A 21107-nucleotide genomic window follows, 5' to 3' on the forward strand; every position below is an offset into this window, starting at 1 on the left:
CTCGTTAGGGTCAATGCCGTGGCCACCAGTCCCCCGTACCCGACGCAACCCCCCGGTCCTCCCGGCGGCACACTGCGGCACGCGCACTGGTGGCAGCGGACGGGGGTGCGCTACGGCGCGCTGATCACCCTTCTCACCCTCTCCGGCCTGGTGATCCTCGCCCTGGTCCGCGAACAGACCGGCACCGAGGGCTTCCTGGTCGGACTGGGCCTGGCCGTGCTGCCCGTGCCGCTGCTGATAGCCGCCTTCCGGTGGCTGGACCGGGTCGAGCCGGGCCCCTGGCGGAACCTGCTGTTCGCCTTCGCCTGGGGCGCCTGCGCGGCGGCGCTGATAGCCATCGTCGCCAACAGCTTCGCGACGAGATGGATAGCGACGGCCACCGCGGACCCCTCCAGCGCCGACACCCTCGGGGCGACCGTGATAGCGCCGGTCGTGGAGGAGTCGGCGAAAGCGGCCGCCGTCCTGCTCGTCTTCCTCTTCCGGCGCCGGGACTTCACCGGGCTGGTCGACGGGGTGGTGATAGCGGGGGTCACCGCCACCGGCTTCGCGTTCACCGAGAACATCCTCTATCTCGGCACCGCCTTCGGCACCGACCAGATCACCGGCGGCAGCGGCATCGCCTCCGTGACGGCGGCGACCTTCTTCGTGCGCATCGTCATGTCGCCCTTCGCGCACCCTCTCTTCACGGTCCTCACCGGCATCGGCTTCGGTGTCGCCGCGCTCTCCGGCGACCGCCGGCGCCGGCTGCGGGCCCTGCTGCCGCTGGCCGGGCTGCTGCTCGCGATGGGCCTGCACGCGATGTGGAACGGTTCCTCGGTCTTCGGCCCGTACGGCTTCTTCGCCGTGTACGGGGCGATCATGGTCCCCGCGTTCGGGCTGCTGACGTGGCTGGTGATCTGGACCCGGCAGCGTGAGCTGCGCACCGTGCGGGAGGAACTGCCCGCCTACGCCGTCGCCGGCTGGCTCACCCCGGGCGAGCCCTTCGCGCTCGCCTCCATGCGGGCCCGGCGCCTGGCCCGGCAGTACGCCCGCCGCCGCGCCGGGAGGCAGGCGGCACGGGAGGTGGCGCGGTACGAGGCGTACGCGACCTCGCTGGCGTTCCTGCGCCACCGGGGGCGCCGGGGCCGCGCGGGCGCCGACTTCGTCGTACGGGAGCAGGAGCTGCTGCGGGAGCTGTGGCGCCGCCGGGAGGTCGCCCGCCCGGCCCTGGACCACGCGGCCCGCGCCATCGCCCCGCCGGTGCCGGTGGTGGCGGCACCCTGGCCGATGCACGGCGTCTACGGCTACCCGGCGCAGCCGACGTACCAGCCCTTTCCGGCGTACCCGGCGGGCCCGTACCCCGCGTACAACCCGTACCGGTCGTGAGGGCCGCCGTCGCAAGTACCGCGGACACCAAAAACCGGCAGCCCTGACGTCGGGGGGACGTCGTCAGGACCGCCGGGGTTCTGGCGAGGGCTGGGTCAGGGGTTGAGGCCCTTGCTGCGCAGCCAGGCGAGCGGGTCGATGCCGGAGGAGGAGCCCTCGGGGTGGACCTCCATGTGGAGGTGGGCACCGGTGACGTTGCCGGTCGCGCCCACGCGGCCGATGACGTCGCCCGTGGCGACCTTCTGCCCGACGCTGACGCTGATCGAGGACTGGTGGGCGTACCAGATCTCGGTGCCGTCCTCCAGGGTGAGCACGGTCTTGTAGCCGTAGGAGCCGTCGTACCCGGCGTAGGTGATCGTGCCGGTGTGCACCGCCTTGAGCAGCGTGCCCGTGGGAGCGGCGAAGTCGGCGCCGGTGTGGTAGCCGGAGGACCACAGCGCGCCGGCCTGACCGTAGGTCGAGGTGATGGTGTACGAGGAGGTCGGCAGCGCGAACTGCTTGGCGAGGGCGGCAAGGCGCTCGGCCTCGGCCTTCTCGCGGGCTTCCTCCTCGGCCTTGGCCTTGGCGGCGGCGGCCTTGGCCTTCGCCTCCTTCTCGGCCTCGGCCAGGGCTTCCGCGGCGGCCTTCTCGGCGGCAGCGGCGGCGGCCTCGGCGGCCTTGGTGTCGACCTGCTCCTGCTGCTGCTCGGCCTGGGCCATGATCCGGGCGCGCAGCGCCTCACCGGCGTCCGCGGCACCCTGCCCGGTGTCCGTGGTGGTCATGCCGACGGTGCTGAGCGGGGTGGCCGAGGTCTCGGGGATCTGCTCCGCCGAGTCGTCGGAGATCAGCGGCAGGTCGGGCATGGTGATCGCGACCGGCGGCTTGCCGGACTGGGCGCTGGCCATGCCGCCCGCGCCGACGGCGGCTATGACACCGACGCCGAGCACCGTGGAGCTACGGGCGAGTCCGCCGCCGCGCTGCTTGGCGACGCGGTGCCGGCCGCGTACCGGGCGAATGGATTCCGCGGTGGGGTTCCATTCCTCCCAGGGGCCCTCGTCGGTGCGGTGGCTGCCGTAGGAGAAGGCCTCGTCACTGCGCTGGCTCGGCACGAACGGGGCCTCGGGGGCAGGCCGGTTTGACGCCACGTGGGCGTGCTCCTTTCCTTCCTTCTCGCCTACCGGGTTAGCTGACGGGTTCGGAGCAGGAAGGTCTCCTACGCGCGTATATCAGCCGTTTCTGCGCGGCTGATTACGCCCGATTCACCCCAATGAGTGGTTCCCCGGTTCCCTTGCGGGATTCGGCGCGTGCGCACGGAGCCGCCTCTTGTGACGGCTGGGACGACCGCGCTGCGTTATCGAACGTTAATAGACACGGGCCGCGGATTCCAAGCTGTTCCTCTTGATCGTTAACGACTCCGGCCTGGACTTTCAGGTCACTAGGGCGCCAAAACGGGCGACTTGACCAAGCCTCATGCGTCACACACGTATTGACGGTGCGTCAGTTGTTATGCGGAGGGCTCCCATCCGATCACCGCCCGTGACGATCAGGGTCGGCGCACCGCGAGCAGCGCCATGTCGTCCGCCATCCCCCCTCCGCAGTGCTCGCGCACCTCCTCGGCGAGGGCGCGGATCAGGGCACCGGGGTCGCGGAAGACGCGCCCGGACAAACGACGTTCGGGGTCGAAGAAGACGCCCTGCGCGTCGCGGGCCTCCGAGAGGCCGTCGGTGTGCAGGAGCAGGGTGGTGCCGGGAGGGAAGGGGGCCTCGTCGGCGCGGTCGGGCCAGTCGCCGAGGTCGCTCATGCCCAGCGGGAGGGCGGGCTCACGGGCGCGCAGCGGGCGCACGGTGCCGTCGGGGTGGAGCAGCAGCGGGGGCGGGTGGCCGCGGTTGACGACGCGCACGGGCCCCTCCCCGTGCGGGAGTTCGGCGAGCACGGCGGTCGTGAACCCCTCGACGGCGTCGATCCCGTCGCGCCGCGCGCCCTCCCGGGCCAGCGCCCGCTCCAGCCGCCGCGCGACCGCCTCCAGGCTCGGCTCCTGCTCGGCCGCTTCCCGGAACGCCCCGATGACGACGGCGACGGCGGCGACGGCCCCCATCCCCTTGCCGCGCACATCGCCGACGACGACCCGGACGCCGTACGCGCTGTCCTGCACCGCGTACAGATCGCCGCCGATGTAGGCGTCGGCCTGCGCCGCCTCGTAGCGGGCGGCGATGTCGTAGCCGCCGATCCGCTCCAGGGGTTCGGGCAGGACGGCGCGCTGGGTGGCCACGGCGATCTCGCGCTGGGTGGCGAGCCGCAGATCGCCGCGGCGCACGACGCGGTTGAGGACGACGGCCAGGACGGCGACGGTGATCACGGTGACCACCTCGGTGACCGTGTCCGGGTCCATGCCGAAGCCCAGCCGGATGTGGACGGCGTAGGCGGCGATCAGGGACACGGCCCCGACGGCGATTGTGCCGCTGAGTGCGTAGAACGGGGCGGCCACCAGCGGGGCGGCGGTGAAGAAGGGGATCGCGGTGAAGCCCCGGGGGGTGACGAAGTCGTAGAGGACACCGCCCGCGATCAGCAGCAGCGGGAGCAGGCGGACGAAGGTGCCTGCGGACGACGGGTGCCGGGTCCCGTCCACGCCTGAAGCCCGCACTGCCCGCCTCCCGCCACGTCCGCCGTCCCTCCAGGTTTCCCGGAGCGGCGGCGGGCGGCGAACGGTGTGGGCCGAGTGGATGAGGCGGGGAAACGCACCAGTGGAAAAACACCCAGGGCCGGAACCAATGGTTCCGGCCCTGGGTCTTCAGTAGCGGGGACAGGATTTGAACCTGCGACCTCTGGGTTATGAGCCCAGCGAGCTACCGAGCTGCTCCACCCCGCGTCGTTGACACCAGTGTACGCCATTCGCGGGACCCCCTGCGCACGCGTTTCTTCACGCCCCGGGATTGCCCGCGTGGGTGAGCGTCTCCCAGGCCACGAAGAGATCGTCGGTACCGGCCGGACGGGTCTTCTCGGCGAGCGCGCGGGCCGCGGAGCCGCCGAGGCCGCGGTTGACCGCGACCTCCAGGTCGGGCCCCATGTTCCGCTCGACCCGGCCGCCGCACAGCCAGGCCGGCGCGGGCTCGCCCAGCTGGTGGCGGGCGTGCAGTTCGAGCGCGGCCGTGAGCCGGTCCTCGGCCTCGCCATACAGGTCGACGCCCTGGTGCCGGGCGGTCTCGGCGATGTGCGCGGTGGCGGCGACGGAGTAGCCGACGTGCTGGAAGTTGCGGCAGCTCTCCTGGGTGACGCCGTCCTTGTACTCCGTCTGCCGGAACCAGTACGCCGCCAGCCGCTGCGGGGTGTTCATGCTCGACCCCGCCGGGGTGAGCGGGAGGGGGCCGTCCTTCTCCAGGTAGAAGTAGGCGGGCACGCGGTCGCGGAAGCGGGCGAGGGCGTGGTCGAAGGTTTGGTGGTCGTCGAGGAAGACGGCGATGCCGATGGCGGCGTCGGTGGTGATGAGGTCCCAGTTGCCGTTGGTGTCCGGGGCCTTGCGGGTGACGTGCGGCAGGTGCGCGGTGCGGAGCATCGTCTCGAACCGGCGTACCCGGTCCTCGGGCCAGCCCGCGCCCTCGCTGTGCCGGACGATCTCGGCGGCCCGCGCCCAGGTGGACCCCGACCAGCCGGCCTGCAGCCCGGCGTTCTGCCCGCTGTGCCGCTTCAGCCGCGCCGACCAGGCGTCCATGATCTCCCTGGCCTTCACGGCGTGCTGCCGCTTGCCGGTCACCGTGAACAGCAGGGCCTGCGTGTAGGCGGCGATGGCGTCCTCGCGCTCCTGCACGCACCCGCGCCCGGCCTTGCTCCCGGCGGGACAGTGGACGTCCGCGTACGGCTCGGCCCGGTACTTGTAGGCGCCGTACCTGCTGTCCCGCATCGCGAGGTATGCCTTCAGCCACGGCTGCTTCCCGGCGGTGACGTTCTTGCGCACGGCGGCCAGCTGCGACGCGCTGACGAGGACGCCGGGGTGGGTGAACTCGGCGTCGGGCGGCAGGGCGCGCGCCATGGTGCGGGAGTCGGCACCGGTCGCTCCGCAGGCGGTGCCGAGGAGGGCGACGAGCAGCAGCAGGGCGGCACTTCGGACAGACCTCATGCTGGCAGCCTGGCGCGGTGCGGGGCGGGGCGCAGTTCGGATTGGGCCGATCGGACCCGGGGCGGGCCGATACGGCGGCGGGTGGGGGGTTACGGCAGCGGGTGGGGGTTCACGGCAGCAAGCGGGCGGTTACGGCAGCAGGCGGGCGGTTACGGCAGCAGGTGGGTGTTCGGGGCCTTCGCGCGGGCCTCGAACTCGGGGAGCACCACCACGTCCGCGCCCGCCGACGCCAGCAGCCCGCTGCCGTCCGCGTCCGCCACGAAGGTGTCCGGCTCGCGCCAGGCCGTGACGACCCGGCGCACCCCCGCCCGGAGGATCAGCCGCGCGCAGGGCGACGGGCGGGAGGCGCGGCGGGCGCAGGGTTCCAGGCTGCTGTACACCGTCGCGGAGGCCAGCCGGGGGTCGCTCGGGTCGGTCTTCGCCAGGGCCGCCTCCTCGGCGTGGACCACGGGGTCCTCGCCCTCCCGGGAGTGCCCCCGGGCGAGTTCCGTGCCGTCGGCCGCCACGACCACCGCGCCGACGCTGAACGCCGTCCGCGACGGCGGGCACAGCTGCGCCAGTTCGCAGGCCAGCCTCAGCCAGTGGCGGTCGGCGGCCGTGACCAGCGGGCCCGCCCCGGGGGCCGTGGGGAGGTAGCGCATCAGGACCACGTCCTCGATCCGGCGGGTCTCCACCAGCCGCAGCCGGCCCCGCTGGTACCCGCCGGGCCCGAACAGGCGCGGCGCGGACGGGTCGCCGACGAAGAGGGGGGCCACCACGAGCTGGAGCTCGTCCGCCAGCCCTTCCTGGAGGAGCTGGGTGTGGACCCGGCCGCCGCCCTCGACCATCAGACGCCCGACCCCCCGGCCGTGCAGGTCCGCCAGCAGCCGCCGCCAGTCCAGACCGGCGCCCAGGGAGACCACGTCGGCCGCCAGACCGGCCGCGCGGGCCCGCTGAGCGCCCTTCTCCGTCGTATAGACGACCTTCTCGCCACCGGTGTGCCAGAAGTTCGCCCCCGGATCCAGCTCCCCGCTGCCGCTGACGGTGACCTTCAGCGGGTACTCCGGCCGCCCCGCGGAGACCCGTGCCGCGCGCCGGGCCGGGGAGTTGACCAGCAGGCGCGGGTTGTCGGCGCGGATCGTCCCGGCGCCGACGAGGATCGCGTCGACCGACGCCCGCACCTCGTCGACCCGGTCGAAGTCGGCCGGGCCGGAGAGCAGCAGCCGCTCGGGGCCGGTGTCGTCCAGGTAGCCGTCGAGGGAGACCGCGGCCGACAGCAGGACGTAAGGGAGAGGCATCGACGCTCCAGCGGGGCCGGGTCGGTTTCGTGGGGGTGCCGCACATGTACTGCTCCATCCTCGCCCACCTCCGCGGGTCCCCGGAGCGACGACCGCGGGTGACGGACCTCGCCGAGCGCCAACGCACAGTGACACGCAGGGAGTTGGCCGACCGGACGGCGGACCGGGCCTGCCCCCGGAATGTCTCCCTGACCGCTGGTGCGCAGCCGTTCGACTACGTACAGTGCTGCGCCCGGGGGTGTGACAGGGGGTTGCCGTGGGGCGAACTGTACGTTCGGGCCGGAGAACCGCCCTGCTGTGCGGGGGACTTGTGCTGCTGGGCAGCCCCTGGCTGCGGGAGCCGCTGCTCGATGCCCGGCCGGAGAGCCCGCTGGGCGGCGTGGTCCACCGCGCGCTGTACGTCCCGACCTGGGATCTGTCCCCGAGCTCGGAGGGGGCGAGCGAGCCCCTCTACCTGGCCGGCAACACCGCCCTCGTCCTGCTGCTCACCGGTGCCGTCCTGGCACCGCGGCTGCTGGGCCGGAGCCCCGCCTCCCCGGGGATGCGGTGGCTCGCCGCCTTCGGCGCGGGCATGCTCCTCTCGCTCGCCGCGGCGGCGGCGTCCTGGGCGGTCGTGAAGGCCGACGGCGCGGAGTCCCTGATGTTCTTCGGCGGCCCCTCGGAGGCGGTGATCGTCCACTTCCTGGTGGACGGCCTCGTCTTCGGGGTGCTGCTGGGCGTGGCCCTGGCAGTCGTGCTCGGCGGGACCGGTGCCCGCGCAGCCCTGTCCCGTATCCGCGAACGGAGCAGCACCATGGCACCCTCCGCGCCCTCCGCGCCCGACGTCCCCGGCGGTGGCCTGGGCGCCACCGCGCCCGGCGACACCACCCGCCACCTGTGTGCGGCCGCCTACACCGACCCCGAGTTCACCCGCCGGGTCGTCGACGACGTCCTGCGCGACGAGCTCGGCGCGGTCGCGCCCTCCCCCGGGGTCGACCTGGTGCCCGTCGCCCGGCACAGCCTGGCCGCCCGCCGACTGCACCGGGCCCGCGACCGGCGGCTGGCCGCGATCTACCTGCTGATCGCCGCCTTCGGCCCGCTCTGGCTGGTCTTCGGCCACCTCGCCTTCAAGGCGCTGGCCAAGGCCTCCCGGGCGCCGCGCCGCGTCGTCCGCGGCCGGGAACCGGTGGACACGGGAGCGGCCCTGCGGTGGCTCCTCTCCACGATCGCCGGGCTGCTGCTCGCCGGGATCCTGTGGGGCCGGTTCCTCTCCGCGCTGCCGCTGTCGGGCCCGTGGAGCTGGCTGGCCGGGTCCTACGCGCGGGGCATCCCGCCGCTGCTGGCGGTGATCGGGGGCGGGGTGTGGGCGTACTGGGTGATGGCCCGGGAGGAGCTGGACGTCGACCAGCGGCTGCGCGGCTCCCTGCGGCGCGAGAACTTCGTGGCGGGGTCCGGCCCCGAGCCCACGGAGTCGTGGGCGATCACCGCGGTCGGGGCGGTGGCCAAGGCCCAGGCGGGCAATGTCACCGTCTACAGCGGCTTCTCCCCCTTCATCGGCCAGGGCGTACGGCAGTCGCAGTGGTCCCTGTCACTTCCGCTGCTGCCCGAGCGTCCCGGCACCCCGCTCACCGGCTTCGACACCTGGGACGTGGTGGAGCGGCTGCGCGCCCGGCTGCACGAGACCGCCGTACGGCACGCCACCGCCGCCCCGCCCGTCGACGGCGGCCCGAGCCTCGCGGCGCTGGAGGTGGAGGACCGGGTGTTCGTCAGCGGCACCCGGATCACCGGCGACCCCCGCTTCCTGCCCGCCCTGATCAAGGCGCCCGCCGCCCGGCTCCCGGAGGCGGCCGTACGGGACATCGCGCGGGACCCGCAGGGCGGACCGCGGCACTGCCTGGCCGCGCATCTGCCGCTGTGGGGCGGGGCGGTGGTGCCCAGTCAGCTGCTGCACATCGCGGTGGTCGGCAAGACCCTGCACCTGCACTGCGACCGCCACGTCCTGACTCCGCTGCGGCCGGACCTGCGCGGGGTGGACCTGCTGCCGGACGCCCTCACCTCCGCGCACCGGGCGGGCCTGCTGCTGTCGGCCCTGCGGCGCAGCGGCGGCGCCCTGTTCGGAGCGCCCCGGGCGGTGCTGGGCGACGCCTTCCGCGAGTGGGGCGCACCCCGCCGGCAGCGCCGCGAGCGCTCGGCCGCCAAGACCGACCCCGCCTTCGACCGGGGCGCCCGGCTGAGCATCCGCGAGCACGCGATGAGCGCCGAGTACCTCGACCACTTCCAACGCGTCGACGCCGAGCGGGCGTTCGCTGCCCTCGACCGGCACGCCCTGGCCGCCGTACGGGACTTCCTGGACGAGCACGGGGTGGACACCACCGACTTCCGCACCCAGACGCAGACGATCCTCAACCACGGCGTCCTGCAGACCGGCGGGGTCAGCGTCGTGGGCAACCAGGCCGTCGGACAGGGCGCCCGGGCCGACGCCGGAACGGCCACGGCCACCGCCCCGGCCGCGGCCCCGAAGTAAGGAGAACCAGATGCCCCAGCAGCCCGCCGACAACACCAACTTCGGCGTCCAGCAGTACGGCGGCCAGAGCCAGGTCGCCAACCAGGCCGTGGGCCCCGGCGCCCGGGCCGTCGCCGGCCAGGTCTCCTTCCAGTCCCTCACGGCCGACCAGCGCACCCAGATCCACGACCGGCTGGAACTGATCGAACGCCTCCTGGACGAACACCGGACCGGCCTCCCCGACCAGGACTCCCCCCGCGCGGAGCTGCGCAGGCTCCGCGAGGAACTGGACGAGCCCACCCCCGAGCCGGGCGTGGTACGCCGGGCCCTGGACCGCCTGACGGCCTTCGCCGAGCCGGTGGCCCCCCTGGCGGCGGCGGTGGCGGCCCTGGCCCAGGCACTCCCGTCCCTCTGAGCGCGCCGCCGGTCCCGGACAGCACGACGGCGCCCGAACCGGCCGAAGCCGATCCGGGCGCCGCACTGTCGGTAGGCCCTGTGGGACTCGAACCCACAACCAATGGATTAAAAGTCCACTGCTCTGCCAATTGAGCTAAGGGCCCCGGCGATGTTGCCTCCCCGAGCATAGCCGGACGGGGCCGGGTCTCCGATCGGGTATCGGTGACACGGCCGCGTCCGGCGGGCGAAGGGTTACGGATCGACCGGTTCGGGTGCGCCCGTGCGGGCCGCCTCGCGGGCGATCGTGCGCTCGTGATCCGGGTTGAGGAACCAGTGCCGGGCCGAGGCCAGCCACCAGGCGGCGGCGAAGCCGAGGACGACCAGGACGGCGACCGGGGCGTAGTTGAAGGTCTCCGCGGTCACCGGGGAGACCTGCGGCAGCATGAACAGCACCGTGATCACGCCGACCCACCCCACCGCCACCACTCCGATCGCCCGCGACCAGCGCCCCAGGTGCCAGGGTCCCCGCTCGAACGCCTCGCCCTTGCGCAGCCGCAGCAGGGTCGGGATGACGTAGGCGATGTACAGGCCGATCACGGCGATGGACGTCACCGCCGCGTACGCCGTCACATTGATCAGGTACGGCAGTCCCAGCACCAGCGCACCGAGCGCCGCCAGCCACACCGCCGCGACCGGGGTGCGGGTGCGCGGGTTCACCGAGTGCCACAGGTGCGAGAAGGGCAGCGCGCCGTCGCGCGAAAAGGCGTAGATCATGCGGCTGTTGGCGGTCACCGACGCCATCCCGCAGAACAGCTGCGCCCCGATCACGACCAGGAGCAGCAGCTTGCCCGCGGTCGCGCCCACCGCGTCGAGGAGGATCTGGGCGGGCGGCGCGCCGGTCGGGGACGTGCGGGCCCCCTCGTAGGACTGGATCGCGAAGGTGAAGCCGAGGAGGAGGACGAAGCCCGCGATCCACGACGTCCAGATGGACTGCACGATGCCCTTCGGGCCGGCCGTGGACGCGTTGTGGGTCTCCTCGGTCATATGGGCGGAGGCGTCGTAGCCGGTGAAGGTGTACTGGGCCATCAGCAGGCCCAGCAGGACCACGTAGAAGCTGCTGCCCCAGCCCGTGTTGTTGACGAACTCGCCGAAGACGAAGGACGCCGACTGGTGCTCGTCCGGCGCGAAGGTCAGGGCGCCGACGATGACCGCGACGCCGATGACGTGCCACCACACGCTCACGCTGTTCAGCAGGGCGACGATCCGCACGCCGAAGGTGTTCAGCAGGCCGTGCAGGATCAGGATCCCGGCGAACAGCAGGATCGTGCGGCCGGGGGTCACCTCGAAGTCGAACTGGAGATTGAGGTACGCGCCGAGGAAGGACGCGGCGCCGAAGTCGATGCCGGCGGTCACCGCGACCTGGCCCAGCACGTTGAACCAGCCCGTGAACCACGCCCAGGCGGCCGCGTTCCGGGGCGGGGCCAGGCGATGGGCCCAGAAGTACAGGCCCGCGGAGGTCGGGTACGCCGAGCAGATCTCGGCCATCGCCAGCCCGACGAACAGCGTCATCAGACCTACGGCCACCCAGCCCCAGGTGATCACGGCGGGGCCGCCGGTGTTCATGCCGAACAGATACAGCGTCAGACAGCCCGACAGCACCGAGATGATCGTGAAGGAGACCGCGTAGTTGGAGAACGCCGACATGCGGCGGGCGAGCACCTGCGTGTAGCCGAGCTGGGCCAGCCGCTCTTCGTCGGAGAGCGTGCCGTCCGACGGCCCGCTCGCTTTGGCGTCATCTGTCATGTCCCCAGCGATTCCCCCACGGAGGGCGTGACATGCGTCACAGATGGCCAAAAAGGCCCGCACGACCGAAGTCGTACGGGCCTCTTCTATCGGCGCTCAGGATCAGCCGTTGCGCTTCCAGCGCGGCTTGTCCTCGCGGCGCTGGAAGGAACCGCCACCGCGGTGGTCGTCACGACGGCCGGACGGGCGGTCGTGGCTCGGACGGTCGTGACCGCCGGCGCGGAAGCCCGGACGGTCGCCCTGGCGGTCGCGGTTGAACGGACGGTCGCTGCCACGGTGACCGCCGCGCTCGTCACGACGCTCGAAGGGTCGGCCACCACGGTCGTCACGACGCTCGAAGGAACGGCCGCCGCCACGCTCGTCACGGCGCTCGAAGGAACGGCCACCACGGTCGCCACCCCGGTCGTCACGACGCTCGAAGGAACGCTCGCCACCCCGGTCGTCCCGACGGAACCCACCACGGTCGTTGTCCCGACGCTCGAAGGAACGGCCACCACGGTCGCCACCCCGGTCGTCACGACGCTCGAAGGAACGCTCGCCACCCCGGTCGTCCCGACGGAAGCCACCGCGGTCGTTGTCCCGGCGGTCGTCCCGGCGGAACCCGCCACGGTCGTCACGGCGCTCGAAGGAACGGCCACCACGGTCGCCACCCCGGTCGTCACGACGCTCGTCACGCCGGAACCCACCACGGTCGTTGTCCCGACGCTCGAACGAACGACCACCACGGTCGCCACCCCGGTCGTCACGACGCTCGAACGAACGCTCGCCACCCCGGTCGTCCCGACGGTCACGACGCTCGTACGACGACGAGGACTCCGTACGCTCGACCCGCTCCACGTCCTTGGCCACCGGCTGCTCCGGCACGGCGATCTCCGCCGCGGCCACCGCCGCCTGCGCCTCGGCCACCGCGGCCTCCGGGTCCTCACCGCGCTCGCGGGCGACCCGGGCCACCAGCCGGTCGGCCTCCTCGCGCAGCTCCGTCGCACGGCGCTGCGCACGCTCCAGCTGCTTGGCGAGGTGGGCAACCTCGCGCTCGGCCTGCTGCGCGGCATTGCCCGCGGACTCGGCCTGCACCTCGGTCATCGACCGGGCACCGGTGATCTCGGCGACCTCCGGGTCGAAGGCGGCACCGCCCTGGATGATGTGGCGGCCGGCGTCCACACCCGCGTCCTCCATCAGCCGGAAGATCTGCCGACGCTGATGCGGCAGCGACAGCGACACCACCGTGCCGGTCCGCCCCGCACGCGCCGTACGGCCCGCACGGTGCAGGTAGTCCTTGTGGTCACCGGCCGGGTCGACGTTCAGGACGAGGTCGATGCCGTCGACGTGGATACCGCGGGCGGCGACATCGGTGGCGACGAGCGTGTTGACGTAGCCCTTCTTGAAGTCCTCCAGGACGCGGGTACGCGCACCCTGCGTCATCCCGCCGTGCAGCGCGTCGGCCTTCACCCCGGCGTCGCACAGCTGCTCGGCGATGCGGTCGGCGCCCAGCTGGGTGCGGACGAAGATGATCGTGCGGCCCTTGCGGGAGGCGATCGCGGCGGTGACCGGCGCCTTGTCCTTGGGCTTCACGATGAGGATGTGGTGCGACATGGTCGTGACGTTGCCCTGGGCGCTGTCGACCTCGTGCGTGACCGGGTTGTTCAGGTAGCGCTTGACCAGCGTGGAGATCTCGTTCTCCATCGTGGCGGAGAACAGCATCCGCTGACCGCCCACCGGAATCTGGTCCAGCAGCTCGGTGACCTCGGGCAGGAAGCCCAGGTCGGACATCTGGTCGGCCTCGTCGAGCACGGCGACCTGGACGTCCTGCAGCGAGCAGGCACCGCGGCTGATGATGTCGCGCAGCCGGCCCGGGGTGGCCACCAGCACGTCGACACCGCGCTCCAGGGCGTAGATCTGGTTGCCCATCGACGTACCGCCGCAGACGACCTTCATCTTCAGGCCGAGCTGGTCGCCGTACGGCTGGAGCGCGTCCGCGACCTGCATCGCGAGCTCACGGGTCGGGGTGAGGATCACCGCACGCGGGCGGTGCTTCTCGGTGCGGCCGCCGGACAGGCGGGCCAGGGTCGGCAGACCGAAGGAGAGGGTCTTGCCGGAGCCGGTACGGCCGCGGCCGAGGATGTCCTTGCCGGCCAGGGCGTCCGGGATGGTCGCGGCCTGGATCGGGAAGGGGGTGGTCACACCGTTCTGCGCGAGCTTGCGCACGACAGCCTCGGGGAGACCGAGCGTGGCGAAGGTGACCTCGGGAGTCTCTTCGGCGGTCTCGGCGATCTCGCTCTCGAGGGCCTCGATCTCGACGATCTCGTTCGCGACAATCTCGTTGTCGACGATCTCGTTCTCGTCGTTCTCGGGCATGACGATGTGATCAGAACTGGAAATGGACATGCGTATGCGAAACCTTCCGGAGTCTCGTCGGCACGCGCCCGTCAACTCCGTGTTTTCGCAATACGACCGCCTCTATGCGATCAGCCACGGCAAGGGAGAGTACGCGCCACACGGCGCGCTCTGCGTTGGCGCCGGGCAAATGGGATCAAACGATCTACCACCATACGCACCCTGCCCCCCCGAAGGCAAACCGGGTCCGCGGGACGTAGGTCACACCGGCGCCCCCGCCTCCGGCGCCGGCTCCCGCTGCACCATCTGCGGCCCCGCCTCCCCGTGCGCCGAGGACGACGGTTCCGCGACCGTCGGCTCCGGCGTGACCGTCGGCTCCGGCGGCGTGGGATCCGGCGTCGGCTCCGCGGGCCGCGTCGGCGTCGGCGTCGGCGGCGCATCCGTCGGCTCCGGCTGCTGCCCCGGCCCGCCCGGCTTCTCCGTCTTCCCCGGCTTGCCCGGCACCGCCGCCTTCCCGCTGGCCTCGGCCGACGCGGACGCCGACGGAGACGCCGACTCCTCGGCGCCGCCCTTCTTCGCCTTCTTGCCCCTGCCCCGCCCGCCATCCGCCGCCGCGGCCCCGAACCCCGCACCGCCACCCGAGACCGCCGAACCCCCGTCCGGCGCCTCACCACCACGCTGCCCCGCGGACCGCGACGGCTTCGCATCCCCACCGGCACCGTCGTCACCCACACTCATACAACCGGCGGCAGCGGCGACCGCCATCACCGTGGCGGCCAGACGGACGGGAACGTACAAGGGGCGCACGGGCAGCCACCTCCGGTGGAGGATGAAGGAGTCAACCTCCCCAACTCCCCCCGCCCACAAGAGGACACGCGACCCGTATCAGCGGGCGCTCACCCGTACCCGAGTGCATGCAACCGGGCGTCGTCGATCCCGAAGTGATGCGCGATCTCATGCACCACCGTCACCTCGGTCTCCGCGACCACGTCCTCCCGCGTCTCACACATCCTCAGCGTCGGCCCCCGGTAGATCGTGATCCGGTCCGGCAACACCCCCGCGTACCACTCACCCCGGTCCGTCAGCGGCGTCCCCTCGTACAACCCGAGCAGCTCCGGATCGTCCGCCGGCGGTTCGTCCTCGACGAACACCGCGACGTTGTCCATCAGCCGCGTCAGCTCCGGCGGAATCCGGTCCAACGCCTCGGCGACCAGTTCCTCGAACTCCTCGCGCGTCATCTCCAGCACAGCCCCATTGTCGGGCACAGGACGCCCGTACGAGAGCCGCACGCACCCCGCATATCCACCCGCGCACTTGGGCATACGGGACCAATGGCTCGCGTCCCCTCCGCAATCCTCACCACCACCCACCGGATACGAAGGGCACCGCGCGCCCTGACCCGCCACTACCGCGCCCGCCAAGCACCCAGCACGATCCAGCTCATCCCCCAGCCACACCCCTGGGGCCGCGCCCTCGGCCTCGTGACCGTCGTCCTGCTCGGCGCCTGGCTCGGCCTGCTGATCGTGGGCAACGTCCGCGTCCCCGTCGGCCCCATGAACACCACCATGACCCTGCGCCCCTCCGTCAGCGGCGGCACGAAAATCAACATCTCCCCGCTCGGCGCCCTCCAGCTCGACAGCCACATCGCCCCCGTCCGGCTCGACGTCAACGTCGACCAACTCGACCCCGAACGCGCCCAAGCCCTGGTCAACCACCCCGAACGGCTCTCCGGACTCCAGGACGAAGTCGCCCGCGACGTCGCCCACGGCACCCGCGACCTGGCCATACGCTCCTGCGTCGCCGTAGTCGCCGGCGCCACCGCACTCGGCCTCGCCGTCTACCGGCGCCCACGCCGCGCCCTCGCCGCCGGCGGCCTCGCCCTCACCCTCCTCGCCGCCTCCGGCGGCACCGCAGCCGCCACCTGGAACCCCAACTCCGTCCTCGAACCGAGATTCTCCGGACTGCTGTCCTCCGCCCCCTCCCTGGTCGGCGACGCCCGCAGCATCGTCACCGAATTCGACATCTACCAACAGGAGCTGGCCCGCCTGGTCACCAACGTGACCAAGCTCTACGACGCCACCTCCACCCTCCCCACCTACCAGCCCGACCCCACCACCATCCGCGTCCTGCACGTCTCCGACATCCACCTCAACCCGGCCAGCTGGAAGATCATCGCCTCCCTCGTCGAGCAGTACCAGATCAACGTGATCGTCGACTCCGGCGACACCATGGACCACGGCTCAGCGGCCGAGAACGGCTTCCTCGACCCCATCGAAGACCTCGGCGCGCCCTACGTCTGGGTCCGGGGCAACCACGACTCGATGCTCACCCAGCAGTACCTCCAGGACCTGAAGAACGCGCACGTGCTGGACGAGGGACGCGCCAAAACCGTCGCGGGCCTGCGCTTCGCCGGGATCGGGGACCCCCAGTTCACGCCCGACCGCACGAACAAGACGGGCGCCGAGGCCTCCCAGGAACTGGCCGGCGCCCGCCTCGCCTCCGCCCTGCGCGACCAGGAAGCGGCGGGCACCCCCGTGGACGTGGCGATCGCCCATGAACCATCGGCGGCCCGCGAGGTGGACGGCGAGGTACCGCTGGTCCTGGCGGGCCACCTCCACCACGACGAGATGGAGGTCCTGGACCGGGGCACGCGGCTGCGCATCGAGGGCTCGACGGGCGGCAGCGGACTGCGCGCGATCGAGGGCAAGTACCCCGACCCGATCGAGACCTCGATCCTCTACTTCGACCGCGACACCAAGCGTCTGCAGGCGTGGGACGAGATCGAACTGGGCGGTCTGGGCCTCACAACGGCGGAGGTCAGCCGCCACCTCCCCGAGGAGAACCACCCGGGCGGCACCCCCTCCTCCCCACCCCCCTCGTAAACCGTTTTGGCGATCCCTCCCGCCATCCCATATGCTTCTCACGTCCCCGACGCGCTGCGAAGCGCCCAGGCGGGCCGATAGCCCTCATCGTCTAGCGGCCTAGGACGCCGCCCTTTCAAGGCGGTAGCACGGGTTCGAATCCCGTTGGGGGCACGCAGTACCGTGTGCGACACTGTCGTACGCAACAGCTTGGTCCTGTGGAGCAGTTTGGAGTGCTCGCCACCCTGTCAAGGTGGAGGCCGCGGGTTCAAATCCCGTCAGGACCGCTGAGGTTTCCCCGGAAGCCTCGTGGCTGGGTAGCTCAGTTGGTACGAGCGATCGCCTGAAAAGCGATAGGTCGCCGGTTCGACCCCGGCCCCAGCCACAACCCCCAAGGGCCCCGACCAAACGGTCGGGGCCCTTGGCATTTTCTGGACTCCCTGTGATGACCTGCCTCACCGCCGGGGGCAAAAGCGTTCGCCAGGGAATTGGCCGGGATGAGATCCTGGATCGCCTATGTCTACGCACCCTGCTCCCGCCCTCGGCGCCCTCGCCTCCCGTCTGACCGAGTTGTCGCTGCGTGATGCGCACCGGATCGGTCGGCGGCTCGAAGGTGCGCGCAAGATCCGTAAGCCGGAGGCCCGGGCCGCCGTCGTCGCCGAGATCGAGGCGGAGGTCGGGAAGGCCGAGGAGCGGATGAGTGCGCGGCGGGCCCGGGTGCCGGCCGTCTCGTATCCCGAGCAGTTGCCGGTCAGCCAGAAGAAGGACGAGATCGCGGCCGCCATCCGTGATCATCAGGTGGTCATCGTGGCCGGTGAGACCGGGTCCGGGAAGACCACCCAGATCCCCAAGATCTGTCTGGAGCTCGGGCGCGGCGTCCGCGGCATGGTCGGGCACACCCAGCCTCGTCGTATCGCCGCCCGTACGGTCGCCGAGCGTGTGGCTGAGGAGATGAAGACTCCCCTCGGCGATGCTGTGGGGTGGAAGGTGCGGTTCACCGACCAGGTGAATCCGGACGCCACCTTCATCAAGCTGATGACCGACGGCATCCTGCTCGCCGAGATCCAGACCGACCGTGAGCTGCGCGCCTACGACACGATCATCATCGACGAGGCGCACGAGCGGTCGCTGAACATCGACTTCCTGCTCGGCTATCTCGCGCAGTTGCTGCCCAAGCGGCCTGACCTCAAGGTCGTGATCACCTCCGCGACCATCGATCCCGAGCGGTTCTCCCGGCACTTCGGGGACGCGCCGATCGTCGAGGTCAGCGGGCGGACGTATCCCGTGGAGGTGCGTTACCGGCCGCTTCTGGAGGAGGACTCCGACGACGCGGACCGGGACCAGATCACGGCCATCACCGATGCCGTCGAGGAGCTCATGGGTGAGGGGAAGGGCGACATCCTCGTCTTTCTCTCGGGTGAACGGGAGATCCGGGACACCGCCGATGCGCTGGAGAAGAAGAAGTACCGGTTCACCGAGGTGCTGCCGCTGTATGCCCGGCTCTCGCACGCCGAGCAGCATCGGGTCTTCCAGCCGCACACCGGCCGCAGGATCGTTCTGGCGACCAATGTCGCCGAGACGTCGCTGACGGTTCCGGGGATCAAGTACGTCATCGACCCGGGTTTCGCCCGGATCTCCCGCTACAGCCACCGCACCAAGGTGCAGCGGCTGCCGATCGAGCCGATCTCGCAGGCCAGCGCCAATCAGCGCAAGGGCCGCTGCGGGCGGACCAGCGACGGCATCTGCATCCGGCTGTACGCCGAGGAGGACTTCGAGGCCCGCCCGGAGTTCACGGACGCCGAGATCCTCCGTACGAATTTGGCTTCCGTGATCCTGCAGATGACGGCGGCCGGTCTGGGTGACATCGAGAAGTTCCCGTTCATCGATCCGCCGGACCACCGCAACATCCGGGACGGTGTCCAGCTCCTGCAGGAGCTGGGCGCGCTGGACCCGACGCAGAAGGACGTACGGCAGCGGCTCACCGAGACGGGCCGCAAGCTGGCTCAGCTGCCGGTCGACCCCCGGCTGGCCCGGATGGTGCTGGAGGCGGACCGCAACGGCTGTGTCCGTGAGGTCATGGTGATAGCCGCCGCGCTGTCCATCCAGGACCCGCGTGAGCGTCCCGCGGACAAGCAGGCCCAGGCCGACCAGCAGCACGCTCGTTTCAAGGACGAGACCAGTGACTTCCTCGCGTATCTGAACCTGTGGCGGTATGTCCGTGAGCAGCAGAAGGAGCGCGGTTCGAGTTCCTTCCGGCGGATGTGCAAGCAGGAGTACCTGAATTTCCTGCGGATCCGTGAGTGGCAGGACATCTACAGCCAGCTCCGTACGGTCGCCAAGCAGATGGGGATCCATCTGAACGAGGAGGACGCGGCCGACCAGAGCGTGCATGTCTCCCTCCTCGCCGGTCTGCTCTCGCACGTCGGCATGAAGGACGTGAAGGACGGCAACAAGAACGAGTACCTGGGCGCGCGCAACGCCAAGTTCGCGATCTTCCCGGGTTCGGCCCTGTTCAAGAAGCAGCCGCGTTTCGTGATGTCCGCCGAGCTCGTCGAGACGTCGCGGCTGTGGGCCCGGGTCAACGCGAAGATCGAGCCGGAGTGGGTCGAGCCGCTTGCCGGGCATCTGCTGAAGCGGACGTACAGCGAACCGCACTGGGAGAAGGACCAGGCGGCGGTGATGGCGTACGAGAAGGTCACGCTGTACGGCGTGCCGATCGTGGCTCAGCGCAAGGTGAACTACGGCCGGATCGATCCGGAGACGAGCCGTGAGCTGTTCATCCGCAACGCGCTCGTCGAGGGTGACTGGCGTACGCATCACAAGTTCTTCGCCGACAATCGCAAGCTGTTGAGCGAGGTCGAGGAGCTCGAACACCGGGCCCGGCGGCGGGACATCGTCGTCGACGACGACACGCTTTTCGACTTCTACGACCAGCGGGTGCCCGAACACGTGGTGTCGGGGGCGCACTTCGACTCGTGGTGGAAGCGCAAGCGGCAGGAGCAGCCGGAGTTCCTGGACTTCGAGCGGGAGATGCTGATCCGGGAGTCGGCGGAGGCGGTCACGAAGGCCGACTATCCGGACTCCTGGCGGCAGGGGCAGTTGAAGTTCCGGGTGACGTATCAGTTCGAGCCGAGTGCGGACGCGGACGGTGTGACGGTCCACATTCCGCTGCAGGTGCTCAACCAGGTCACGGACGAGGGTTTCGACTGGCAGATCCCGGGGCTGCGGGAGGAGGTCGTCACGGAGCTGATCCGCTCGCTGCCCAAGCCGATCCGCCGCAACTACGTGCCGGCGCCGAACTTCGCGCGGCGGTTCCTGGAGTCGGCGGTGCCCTTGCAGGAGCCGTTGACGGTCACGATGGCCCGTGAGCTGAAGCGGATGGTCGGGGTGCCTTTCGAGGCCGAGGACTTCGACTGGGCGAAGGTGCCGGACCATCTGCGCATCACGTTCCGGATCGTCGACGAGCGGCGTCGCAAGGTGGCGGAGGACAAGGATCTGGAGGCGCTGAAGCTGCGGCTGAAGCCGAAGGCGCGCCAGGCGCTGTCCCAGGCGGCCGCGGCGACGGCGTCCCGGGAGGGCGGCGAGTCGCTGGAGCGCACGGGCCTCACGGACTGGACGATCGGCACGCTGTCCCGGGTCTTCGAGACGCGGCGCGCGGGCCAGCCGGTCAAGGCGTATCCGGCGCTGGTGGACGACGGCGACACGGTTTCCGTGCGTCTCTTCGACACGGAGGCGGAGCAGGCGCAGGCGATGTGGCGGGGCACGCGGCGGCTGATCCTGCGCAACATCCCGGTGAATGCGGCGAAGTTCGCGAGCGACCGGTTGTCGAACGCGCAGAAGCTGGCGTTGTCGGCGAATCCGCACGGTTCGGTGCAGGCTCTGTTCGACGACTGTGCGATGGCCGCGGCGGACAAGCTGATCGGGGATTTCGGGGGGCCGGCGTGGGACGAGGAGTCGTACCGGAAGCTGTACGAGAAGGTCCGTGCCGAGATCGTGGACACGACGGTGCGTGCGGTGGGGCAGGTGGAGCAGGTGCTGGCGGCCTGGCAGGCCTGTGAGCGGCGTCTGAAGGCGGTGCGGAGCCCGGCGCTGCTGGCGAACCTCACCGATGTCCGCAAGCAGCTCGACGGGCTGGTGAAGCCGGGGTTCGTCACGGCTGCGGGGATCCGGCGGTTGCCGGACCTGATGCGGTATCTGGTGGCGGTGGACCGGCGTCTGCAGCAGATGCCGGCGAACGCGCAGCGGGACACGACCCGTATGGAGAAGGTCCATGAGATGCAGGACGAGTACGCCTGGCTGCTGGAGCAGATGCCGCGGGGGCGTCCGGTGCCGGAGCAGGTGCTCGATGTCCGGTGGATGATCGAGGAGCTGCGGGTCAGTTATTTCGCCCATGCGCTCGGTACGGCGTACCCGGTGTCGGACAAGCGGATCGTGAAGGCGATCGACGCGCTGGCGCCGTAACGGCTCCCGCACACAGGGTGAGTTCGACCAGGACACCC

At 71.2% G+C, this 21107-nt stretch carries 13 protein-coding genes, 5 tRNA genes and 1 riboswitch; of the genes, 8 read left to right on the top strand and 10 right to left on the bottom strand.

Annotation, left to right across the window (positions count from 1 at the left end; genetic code table 11):
• Nucleotides 1-18: 18 nt before the first annotated feature.
• Nucleotides 19-1365, top strand: a complete 1347-nt coding sequence (locus ACFYW5_RS09875) for a PrsW family intramembrane metalloprotease (protein ID WP_389416452.1) — start codon at nt 19-21, stop codon at nt 1363-1365.
• A gap of 95 nt (nt 1366-1460) precedes the next feature.
• On the opposite strand, the gene ACFYW5_RS09880 is transcribed toward ACFYW5_RS09875, so the two are convergent.
• The 5 genes from ACFYW5_RS09880 to ACFYW5_RS09900 all read right to left on the bottom strand — a co-directional run bounded on the left by ACFYW5_RS09880 (nt 1461) and on the right by ACFYW5_RS09900 (nt 6732).
• Nucleotides 1461-2489 carry a M23 family metallopeptidase gene (locus tag ACFYW5_RS09880; protein ID WP_389416453.1) on the bottom strand — a complete coding sequence of 343 codons (1029 nt, stop codon included), beginning with the start codon at nt 2487-2489 and terminating at the stop codon, nt 1461-1463.
• Between the two features lie 11 nt (nt 2490-2500).
• Nucleotides 2501-2657: riboswitch (cyclic di-AMP (ydaO/yuaA leader) on the bottom strand.
• Between the two features lie 230 nt (nt 2658-2887).
• On the bottom strand, nt 2888-3985 hold the full coding sequence (locus ACFYW5_RS09885; RefSeq protein ID WP_389416454.1) for a PP2C family protein-serine/threonine phosphatase: 1098 nt from the start codon (nt 3983-3985) through the stop codon (nt 2888-2890).
• A gap of 151 nt (nt 3986-4136) precedes the next feature.
• Nucleotides 4137-4210: transfer RNA gene (locus ACFYW5_RS09890), tRNA-Met, on the bottom strand.
• Nucleotides 4211-4261: 51 nt separating this feature from the next.
• A complete protein-coding gene (locus tag ACFYW5_RS09895) occupies nt 4262-5455 on the bottom strand; it encodes an alginate lyase family protein (RefSeq protein ID WP_389416455.1) in 1194 nt (397 codons plus the stop codon).
• A 149-nt stretch (nt 5456-5604) separates the two neighbouring features.
• Nucleotides 5605-6732 carry a dihydrofolate reductase family protein gene (locus tag ACFYW5_RS09900; RefSeq protein WP_389416456.1) on the bottom strand — a complete coding sequence of 376 codons (1128 nt, stop codon included), beginning with the start codon at nt 6730-6732 and terminating at the stop codon, nt 5605-5607.
• A gap of 256 nt (nt 6733-6988) precedes the next feature.
• On the opposite strand from ACFYW5_RS09900, the gene ACFYW5_RS09905 reads away from it, so the two are divergent.
• Nucleotides 6989-9235, top strand: coding sequence for a hypothetical protein (locus ACFYW5_RS09905; RefSeq protein ID WP_389416457.1), 2247 nt, complete (start codon nt 6989-6991; stop codon nt 9233-9235).
• 10 nt (nt 9236-9245) lie between these two features.
• The gene (locus ACFYW5_RS09910; RefSeq protein ID WP_389416458.1) at nt 9246-9629 is read left to right on the top strand and encodes a DUF5955 family protein; all 384 of its coding nucleotides are present in this window, start codon (nt 9246-9248) and stop codon (nt 9627-9629) included.
• A 72-nt stretch (nt 9630-9701) separates the two neighbouring features.
• Here ACFYW5_RS09910 and ACFYW5_RS09915 read toward each other — a convergent pair.
• The 5 genes from ACFYW5_RS09915 to ACFYW5_RS09935 all read right to left on the bottom strand — a co-directional run bounded on the left by ACFYW5_RS09915 (nt 9702) and on the right by ACFYW5_RS09935 (nt 14994).
• Nucleotides 9702-9774 (bottom strand) — tRNA-Lys (locus ACFYW5_RS09915).
• 88 nt (nt 9775-9862) lie between these two features.
• The gene (locus ACFYW5_RS09920; RefSeq protein WP_389416459.1) at nt 9863-11413 is read right to left on the bottom strand and encodes an amino acid permease; all 1551 of its coding nucleotides are present in this window, start codon (nt 11411-11413) and stop codon (nt 9863-9865) included.
• A 102-nt stretch (nt 11414-11515) separates the two neighbouring features.
• Entirely contained in the window at nt 11516-13798 is a 2283-nt protein-coding gene (locus tag ACFYW5_RS09925) for a DEAD/DEAH box helicase (RefSeq protein ID WP_389416460.1), read from the bottom strand.
• A 210-nt stretch (nt 13799-14008) separates the two neighbouring features.
• Nucleotides 14009-14554 (bottom strand): hypothetical protein, encoded by a 546-nt coding sequence (locus ACFYW5_RS09930; RefSeq protein ID WP_389416461.1) that lies wholly within the window; start codon nt 14552-14554, stop codon nt 14009-14011.
• 89 nt (nt 14555-14643) lie between these two features.
• Complete coding sequence (locus tag ACFYW5_RS09935) at nt 14644-14994, bottom strand: metallopeptidase family protein (protein ID WP_059249887.1); 351 nt, start codon at nt 14992-14994, stop codon at nt 14644-14646.
• An 84-nt stretch (nt 14995-15078) separates the two neighbouring features.
• On the opposite strand from ACFYW5_RS09935, the gene ACFYW5_RS09940 reads away from it, so the two are divergent.
• From ACFYW5_RS09940 to hrpA, 5 genes are all read left to right on the top strand, one after another.
• Complete coding sequence (locus tag ACFYW5_RS09940) at nt 15079-16629, top strand: metallophosphoesterase (protein WP_389416462.1); 1551 nt, start codon at nt 15079-15081, stop codon at nt 16627-16629.
• An 80-nt stretch (nt 16630-16709) separates the two neighbouring features.
• Nucleotides 16710-16782 (top strand) — tRNA-Glu (locus ACFYW5_RS09945).
• A gap of 38 nt (nt 16783-16820) precedes the next feature.
• A tRNA-Asp gene (locus ACFYW5_RS09950) sits at nt 16821-16895 on the top strand.
• Between the two features lie 24 nt (nt 16896-16919).
• Nucleotides 16920-16993: transfer RNA gene (locus tag ACFYW5_RS09955), tRNA-Phe, on the top strand.
• A gap of 131 nt (nt 16994-17124) precedes the next feature.
• The gene (hrpA, locus tag ACFYW5_RS09960; protein ID WP_389416463.1) at nt 17125-21069 is read left to right on the top strand and encodes an ATP-dependent RNA helicase HrpA; all 3945 of its coding nucleotides are present in this window, start codon (nt 17125-17127) and stop codon (nt 21067-21069) included.
• Nucleotides 21070-21107: the final 38 nt, after the last annotated feature.

This window comes from Streptomyces sp. NPDC002779, from assembly GCF_042888685.1.
Classification (GTDB): Bacteria; Actinomycetota; Actinomycetes; order Streptomycetales; family Streptomycetaceae; genus Streptomyces.

Excerpts from the sequence above, each read along its gene's own strand:
- ACFYW5_RS09895 (WP_389416455.1), bottom strand. The coding sequence starts at position 5,455 with ATGAGGTCTGTCCGAAGTGCCGCCCTGCTGCTGCTCGTCGCCCTCCTC.
- ACFYW5_RS09900 (WP_389416456.1), bottom strand. The coding sequence starts at position 6,732 with ATGCCTCTCCCTTACGTCCTGCTGTCGGCCGCGGTCTCCCTCGACGGC.
- ACFYW5_RS09910 (WP_389416458.1), top strand. The coding sequence starts at position 9,246 with ATGCCCCAGCAGCCCGCCGACAACACCAACTTCGGCGTCCAGCAGTAC.
- ACFYW5_RS09920 (WP_389416459.1), bottom strand. The coding sequence starts at position 11,413 with ATGACAGATGACGCCAAAGCGAGCGGGCCGTCGGACGGCACGCTCTCC.
- ACFYW5_RS09925 (WP_389416460.1), bottom strand. The coding sequence starts at position 13,798 with ATGTCCATTTCCAGTTCTGATCACATCGTCATGCCCGAGAACGACGAG.
- ACFYW5_RS09940 (WP_389416462.1), top strand. The coding sequence starts at position 15,079 with ATGGCTCGCGTCCCCTCCGCAATCCTCACCACCACCCACCGGATACGA.
- hrpA (WP_389416463.1), top strand. The coding sequence starts at position 17,125 with ATGTCTACGCACCCTGCTCCCGCCCTCGGCGCCCTCGCCTCCCGTCTG.